6 protein-coding genes and 1 pseudogene are annotated in these 7104 nt (G+C 68.8%); 2 read left to right on the top strand and 5 right to left on the bottom strand.

Going from position 1 to position 7104, the window contains the following annotated elements:
* Positions 1-472 (top strand): prolyl oligopeptidase family serine peptidase (locus LHA35_RS27325; protein WP_226614329.1); only part of this gene is annotated, 472 nt, incomplete at its 5' end.
* Between the two features lie 29 nt (positions 473-501).
* On the opposite strand, the gene LHA35_RS27320 is transcribed toward LHA35_RS27325, so the two are convergent.
* From LHA35_RS27320 to LHA35_RS27300, 5 genes and pseudogenes are all read right to left on the bottom strand, one after another.
* Positions 502-1104 (bottom strand): hypothetical protein, encoded by a 603-nt coding sequence (locus LHA35_RS27320; protein WP_226614327.1) that lies wholly within the window; start codon positions 1102-1104, stop codon positions 502-504.
* 318 nt (positions 1105-1422) lie between these two features.
* Positions 1423-3015 (bottom strand): M48 family metalloprotease, encoded by a 1593-nt coding sequence (locus LHA35_RS27315; RefSeq protein ID WP_226614324.1) that lies wholly within the window; start codon positions 3013-3015, stop codon positions 1423-1425.
* Positions 3016-3017: 2 nt separating this feature from the next.
* Positions 3018-3350 carry a hypothetical protein gene (locus tag LHA35_RS27310; protein WP_226614322.1) on the bottom strand — a complete coding sequence of 111 codons (333 nt, stop codon included), beginning with the start codon at positions 3348-3350 and terminating at the stop codon, positions 3018-3020.
* Positions 3351-3365: 15 nt separating this feature from the next.
* Positions 3366-5237 (bottom strand): CHASE2 domain-containing protein, encoded by a 1872-nt coding sequence (locus LHA35_RS27305; RefSeq protein WP_226614320.1) that lies wholly within the window; start codon positions 5235-5237, stop codon positions 3366-3368.
* 539 nt (positions 5238-5776) lie between these two features.
* Positions 5777-6025, bottom strand: a pseudogene (locus LHA35_RS27300) (YrrC family ATP-dependent DNA helicase); the annotation flags it as partial.
* A gap of 151 nt (positions 6026-6176) precedes the next feature.
* Here LHA35_RS27300 and LHA35_RS27295 point away from each other — a divergent pair.
* The gene (locus LHA35_RS27295; protein ID WP_226614318.1) at positions 6177-6818 is read left to right on the top strand and encodes a hypothetical protein; all 642 of its coding nucleotides are present in this window, start codon (positions 6177-6179) and stop codon (positions 6816-6818) included.
* Positions 6819-7104 lie beyond the last annotated feature (286 nt).

Raw genomic sequence — 7104 nt, 5'->3', positions numbered from 1 at the left:
TCGCGCATCACCCGAAAACCGCTTGCCTACCTGTCGCGCCGCGACAATCATCCAGCCGCCGCGACCACAGACTCTCATCCTGATTGTCGCGCTGCTCGCATCCAGATCGTCGCGCCACAGCCGCTACAGCCGGCTGCTGGCCGGGGCGAGCTGGATCGCAGAGTACGGCGACCCGGACCGGCCGGAGGACTGGGCCTTCCTGCAGCACCTCTCGGCCTACCACACAGCCGAGCCGGGCCGGCCCTACCCACCCATCCTGCTGGCTACCACCCGCCGCGATGACCGGGTGCATCCCGGTCATGCCCGCAAGATGGCGGCGAAGCTGCAGGCCATGGGCTACCCGGTGCTGTTCTACGAGCCCGCTGCCGGCGGCCATGGCTACGGCAAGGACAATGCGGAGGTGGCCAGCTTCGCCGCCCTCGGCGCCGCCTTCCTGCGCCGCGCCATCGGCTGGGAGGTGGAGGCGACATGACCGACGCAGGGTTGGTGCAGCTGGCGACCTCATTGATACGACTGGCCGGGTCTGTGCCAGTGTCGACCCGGGACGTCGCGTCGGCCTGTGCCCAGTCCATGTGGGCGGCCGCGCATCTCGCATGGCTGCGCCGAGGCGCTTGCCGACACAGCCGAGGTCGACCTGGAGCAGACCCTTTCTCTGACCTCCCGCGTATCGCTGGAGATGATCTCCAACGGTACACTCATCCGCAGGTCCTGGCAAAATAACGTCCAGAGCGACGCGAGCTGCATCGCTGTCGTCTCTTCATCAGTGAAGGTTCTCAATATCGCGTTCATGCTGACGAACAGGTTCTGAGCGAAATCGAAATCCTCCCGCGTGACAGCCGAACGGATGCCACCCCATTCGCCTTCGTATATCGAGCGGCGGTCTGTTGCGTCGAGACCAGAGCACAAGGTAGCGAAGGCATTCAGGCTGAACTCCGGGGCGTCACACAGCGCGTTACTGGCATTTGTAATAACCCTGACGACGCTGGCGGCAGTCTCTGGATTCAGCTCGGCCCAGGCGCTTGGTGTCTGGATTGCCGTGGACGGCAGGCGCGAATAGGATTTTTCAGTCCGGATTTGACGTGGACGGCGCCCGCTGCCCGGCATTGCTGCGCTAGCGGGGGCTGAAGACGTCAGTTATGGTGCGGGAGGGTTGGTCCTCTGCGGACCAGCAGTCTCAATGTGGAACAGGCCAACGACAACGGCGCGGAGCTCGATGCCGCGATCGCGCCGTCCGACCAAAGCCGACGGATGCAACGGCGGGCGATGCGCGACAGGGAGGCAAGAAGGTCCCGCGATGACCAAGCGTGAGGTGCGGACCCTGCCCAACAGGCTGCTCGTCCCGTTGCCGCTTGCGTGCCGCCGGATGCTCGCACCCGGCGGGGCAAGCGATGGGTGCCCCGGGTCAGGCCCCCTCCTGCAGGATTAGAGCGGTCGCTGCGTGTCTGCCGCGGGACCGGTCGGCACGGCCGGCTGGACATCCGCCCGCCTTGCGTTGCTGCTGCATTCACGCTCAATTGGCCCGACGTGGAGTGTGCGGCACTGCGCGAGCGCCTGAGCGAGTTCCTGGTCCCGGCGCGCGTCGCGAAGGATGCGCACGCGCTCTGCAATGAAGGGTTCGGGCGTCCCAAAGGACTGCTCCCCCTGGCGCAGCGCCTGCAGCGCACCATCCACGTTGCCCCGGCGCTCAAGAAAGCGCGCTTGCTCGACATAGACGTGGGCGTAAGCCTGCGGGTGACGCACCGCCTCGGCGAGCAATCGGCCGCGCTCGGCCTCGTTGCCTTCCATCGCGGCGATACGTGACCGAGCGAAGCGCCACTGGACGGGCGTGCGCCGTTCCATGAGTGCGTCTCGGCCGCGGAGCGCATCACGGGCGCCGGCTGCGTCGTCTGCATCGATCGCCGCTTGGACGCGGCGCAGCACCTCCAGCGCCTGCATGGTCTCCACCACCTCTCGCCCCAGCGGCGCCCGCGCGAAAGAATTCGGCGAAGGGTCGCGATCCGGACCGTCCGCGTAGTGGGCGACCTCGTATTCTTGTAGGTCAGCACGCCGCACCTCGGGCTTGTCGTGGGTCGCTGACATGCCCGACAGCATGCCGCCTGCAGCCTGCTCCGCCACGGCGGCGACCAGCATCGTGCCGACGGTGAGGCCGAGGCGCGCGAGCTCGTTCCTCACCGGCACGGCGCTGGTCAGCAAATTGGCGGAGGCTATCACGCCCCCGCCGACACTCCCGCGCAGGTCGACCGCGCGGCCCTCCTGCTCGCGGTGGCGTGCTTCGAGCTGATTGAAGACACTCCCCGTGGCGCCTGTCTGGTAGCCGGCGCGGACCAGCAAGTCCAAGCCAAGCCGGTCGGCCTCGATCTCCTGCTGCCGCGAATAGCTGGCATCCCCGATCTCGGCCGCGATGGCAGTAAGCGCCTCCCCGGCCGACAACACAGCGATCATGCCGACGGCGGCGTTGCGGCGCGTGCCGGCGGCCGGGACAGCGCCCTGCCCCTGGCTTGCGCCGATTGCGATCCCGTAAACGGAGGCGTTGCGCGCCAGTGTGATCGAGCCTCGCCCGGCGCGCAGCGTGCCGTCGCGGTTGATGCCGTGTCCGAGCAGGTAGTGCGCCGCTTCATGTGCCAACACGAAGGCGATCTCGTCCTCAGACGCGGCTTTGGAGAGCAGGCCGATGTTGACGTGGATCTCGCCGTCGCGGGTCATCTCCGCGCCATAGCTGTCGTCGGCTCGTACCAGGACCCGCGGGCTGCGCTGGACCCCGATCGGCGGGTCGCGCAGGAGACGTTCCATGATGCGGTCCACCTCGCGCTGCAGCGGCGCCGAGACGACGATTGGCGCCTCGGTGGCGAGCGGCGGCGTGCCCGCAAGGCCCCGGCGCTGGCGTTGCGGGGTGCCCTGCGCGACATCCATGCGCGTCTGCAAGCCGGGCTGATCAATGATCCGCCCGGTCGGCAGCGGCGGCGCGCAGGCAGCGGCGCCGAGCAGGGCGAGCAGCGACGAGAAGCGGCGTAGCATGCTCAGCAGCCCCGCGCCGAAAGGCCCTGGCTGCCGCCCTGCGCCGTCTGCACGCGGCCCGGCAGCTGGCAATCCGTCACCTGCACGCGCTGGCGCACGTCGTTCCAGTTCAGCTGCAGCCGGCCCGCCCCCGGAACCTCGATCTCGACCCAGCTCGCCTCGCGCTTGGCCAGGATGCGCGCCTCGGCCGGAAGCTGCGCGGCTGGCATGGGACGCCAGCCAGTCTCGCCCGGTGCGCGCACGCGCACCTGCGCGCCGACATAGCCGGCGACGACCTCCTGCGCGGCCGCCGGGAGCGCGGCGAGCAGGAACAGCGCAAAAGCGATCCGCTTCATGGGATTCCTCCTAATTCAGTGGTGTTGCGCCTCGTCCAGCGGCCAGTGCTCGAGGACGGGGAAGATCACGGACAGCCCCACCAGGAGCACGAGCAACGGCGAGGCGGAAGGCAGGTCGATGGCGGCCAGCACGAGCAGCACCGCGACGAGGCCGCTGAACAGCCCCAGGCGGAACAGCGTGATGATGCCGTGCCGCCCGCAGGCCTTTTTCGACGCTTTGGCGGGGCCGGGCCGCGACGCGGCCCAGCGGAGGCTGGCCCAGGCCAGGCTCCAGAGCACTGCGAGGATGGGAACGGCGAGCAGCATGTCGAGCCGGGCCGCCAGCACGGCGAGTGCCAGCCCTGCAATCGTCAGCGCCGCGACCCAGAGCCGCAGCCCGACGCCGGCTGCGGACTGCAGTAGCGTCGCCTCCGCCTCGACGCCGCGGCCGAGCGCGATGACCATCGGGTGGCGCACCATGCCCTGCAGCCAGGCGCGGACACCGTGCCGGGCCCTGGGCGGCATGACGACCCAGCGGTCGAACACCAGCAGAAGCAGAAAGGAGGCGATGGCGAGGCCGAGCGTCTTCGCCCAGTCACGCAGCTTCCCGTTCTCGACCTTCAGCAGGTGGTTTTTGGAGTCGACGCGGCGCACCGCGCCCCCCATGTCCATCATGTTGACCAGCGCGGTGGCGTGCAGCATCACGCCGGGCACGATGCCATGCACGGGCGAGGTCAGGATGTCCGGCGACCCGATGCGCGCATCCCCGACGAGCACGATGCGGTCACGCAGGGCGGCAGCCAGCGCCGCCTCCTGCTCGGGCGTGCCCGGGGTCGAGAGTGGGCTGCCCGGCGACCAGGTCAGCACGCGCGGGACGAAACAGGGACGCTGCAGGCTGCCTTCCACCTTCCCCGCCCGGGCGCCGGCGAGGTCGATGACATCGAACCTCTTGCCCACCAGCTCCTCCGCCAGCATTCGGACCGCGATCATCAGGCGCTCCGCGGTGCCCGGCGCGCCGTAGTCCTGGCAGGTCGCGCTGGCGGCGATCGCGGGGTCGATGGCGCCGAGCGCCCAGACCGGGCGCAGCGCCCGCGGCAGCGCATGCTGCGCCTCCTCCGTCGCGCCATGCGCCAGCGCATCGCGCGCGACATCCGGCAGGCGCAGCCAGTCCTGCCCGCCCGGCGTGTCGCACCAGGCCGGCCGCTGCGCCACCGCCACGCGGCAGGACAGCGCCGCGAGAACGGTCGCCGGAAGCGGTGACAGCGTTGCCTGCGCATCCCGCTCACCAGGATGCGGTATGTGCAGCGCGAAGAGCGGGTAGGCGCGGTGATCCTTCTCGATGGGCCAGTCGTAGAAGGCTAGTGCCGTGGCGTCGCAGGCCAAGTTTTCGGCGAGCGTGGACCGGGCGCGCCGCTGCGCCCCGCCCTCCGGCAGATCGCCCCACTCGGCGCAGCCGGGGCGCGGCCGGCGCGTCACCTGCGCCAGGCCGCTGTCCACCAGCACCAGCGGCATCGCCGAAGGATCATGGCGGCGCCGGGCGACGAACTCGATCAGATCGCCCGCCGATCCATCGGCGTCGCGCACCGTGCCAAGCTCGACATCGAGCATCACCGCGGCCGCGCCAAGTCGCTCGAGACGTTCCAGCAGCCCGGCCCAGCGCCCCCAGTCGAGCGGCCAGTCGTCGCGGGGCGGCGCCACGGCGACGACGGCAATGTTGGCGTGATGCCGCGGCGCATAGAGCGCGGCGGCGATGCTGTCCTCAAAGCGCCGCGAAGCCTGCACCAGCGAGGCCTGGAAGCCGAACGGATCGAACACGATGATGGCCAGCAGCGCCGCCATCTTCAGCAGCTTGTGCCGCAGCAGGTGCCAGCGGCCGCGCGCACCGAGCGCCGCACCGCCGCTTGTCATGTTTTGGGCCATAGGCTGGGCAGTGTCCTCATGGGCAGGGACGCGCGGGCTGCGTCAATCGGCGGCGAGGGCGTGGGTGACAACCAGCGTCGCGAGTGGCTCGCCATCCGGCGCGACGCCGTGCGCCCGAATCAGCTGAAGCACCATGGCGGCCGGGCCGGCATTCTCCTGGCCAGCCTGCGCGGACCGCCGCGGCCAAGCCGAGTAACCCGCATCGCGCGCCAGGTTCTGCAACCAACCTGGTGTCCACACCTCCCCCCGCGCCCCGCACCTCGGCCTCGCCCCAGAACCGGTCGCGCCGCACCGACTAGACGTCTTGCGGCAGCCAGAGCGGGGCGCAGGCATCGCCCGTGCAGATGTGTGCATGTTTCTCTCGGAACTTCCGGCACATCGAACCGCGTAGGCGGCTATCGATACGCTAACATTCCCTTAGAGATACATCAACCTCAGGTAGACAAACCGGTCCTGGAGGACGCAGATCATCCGCGAGTGTCAGCGCGACCGCATCACGACGACAGCTCGGAGCAGCCATGTCGGGCGAGGAAGGCAGCCTTGAACTGCAGGCCATGGGTGCGGTCGTTGATCCAGGTCCCCGAGGCGCTGACGAACTCGCCGGCCGAGATCAGGGCGGCGTGGCCGACCACAGTGACGGGGTCGCGCTGGCCGCGCACCTTGACCCGCAGCACGCAGGAGCCGGTGTCAGGGCTGTGAAAGGTGACGCGCTCCACCAGCCCGGCCAGGGCCTCGGTCGCAGAGCCTGCAGCTGCGTTTGGACTACCTGTTGTCAACGGTGCGGCTCCGCCGCCCGTATACCATGGCAAGCGTGCCTGGTCCCGTGATCAGGATGTTGCTTCCGCTGCGGATTCCGGCCCGGAGATCCACTGAAGGTCGGTCACCCTACTGCGGCCGAATGATGCTTCAGCAAGGAGAGTGAGATCCATGACGCATGATGGATCGGGCAGAGACGAGCATCACGCCGCATATTTCCTCGACAAGGCAGAAGTGCGGCGCGAGTTCCGGGGTGCCAGCTGCAAAATCTGGATCGACCTCATTCATCTGCTCGCTCAGCGCTGGCCCGACGTGGCCTTGGCGCGGCGAATCACGTCGGAGACCGTCACGGTCTTGTCGGACCTGGCCAACTTGCGCTGCTTGCCGGACGGCCATCCTCTTGCAGCGAGGGTCGTGCTCGATCGACTGTATGCCGAGGTTACACGGGACGGCGAGACGCCAGGAAAGATGGTTGAACAAATCGTGGTTCGAAGCCTCGCCGGAAAGCCTCGATCTGGGCGGAGCACCGCCGAGATCACGGCCCTGATCGAGACCTTCCTGCAGTGTTACGCGACAGACTACGAGCGCGGCGAGCTGACCTGGGTCGACGAGCTCTACTCAATGGCGGTCGCCGGCGACGCCGCCACGAGCTGGACGGTTGAGGTGCCGGACGGGGCCTGGAGCAAGGAAGGTACGATCGTCCTGCGCATCCCCGTCGCCGCGCTCGAGGCAGCCTACCTGCGCAAGGGTGACCGGCTAATCCTTGAGCCGCGCCCGAACGGCCTCTGGCTCGGACGCGGGTCGAGAGCATAGAGCGGCCACGGGTCCACGCGTGCATCCGGATCCTGACGGGAGGTCGGAATGGCAGTTCCAGGAACCCAGTATCGCCAAGGCGACGTGCTGCTGGTTGCCGTGCACGCATTGCCGGCAGATGCTGAGCCGGTCGCCCTCATTGCCGAGCCCCTGGCCTTGGTGCCCACTGACCTGCGCCCCTGAACTGGATCCGGGTTTGATGGAAGAGTTGGCCTCCTGAGGGAGGTCGGGATGGCAGGGAAGCGTTTGAAGCCGGAACAGATCATTGGGGTGCTGCGGCAGGCCG

Origin of the sequence: Roseicella aerolata (genome assembly GCF_020523605.1) — a bacterium.
In the GTDB taxonomy this organism is placed as follows: domain Bacteria; phylum Pseudomonadota; class Alphaproteobacteria; order Acetobacterales; family Acetobacteraceae; genus Paracraurococcus; species Paracraurococcus aerolatus.
Note: the sequence above shows the minus strand (reverse complement) of the source record. Positions and strands in the feature narration are given on the sequence as shown.

What these genes read in the sequence shown, in the direction of transcription:
- LHA35_RS27320 (WP_226614327.1), bottom strand. Translation starts at nt 1,104, where the DNA reads ATGCCGGGCAGCGGGCGCCGTCCACGTCAAATCCGGACTGAAAAATCC.
- LHA35_RS27315 (WP_226614324.1), bottom strand. Translation starts at nt 3,015, where the DNA reads ATGCTACGCCGCTTCTCGTCGCTGCTCGCCCTGCTCGGCGCCGCTGCC.
- LHA35_RS27310 (WP_226614322.1), bottom strand. Translation starts at nt 3,350, where the DNA reads ATGAAGCGGATCGCTTTTGCGCTGTTCCTGCTCGCCGCGCTCCCGGCG.
- LHA35_RS27305 (WP_226614320.1), bottom strand. Translation starts at nt 5,237, where the DNA reads ATGACAAGCGGCGGTGCGGCGCTCGGTGCGCGCGGCCGCTGGCACCTG.
- LHA35_RS27295 (WP_226614318.1), top strand. Translation starts at nt 6,177, where the DNA reads ATGACGCATGATGGATCGGGCAGAGACGAGCATCACGCCGCATATTTC.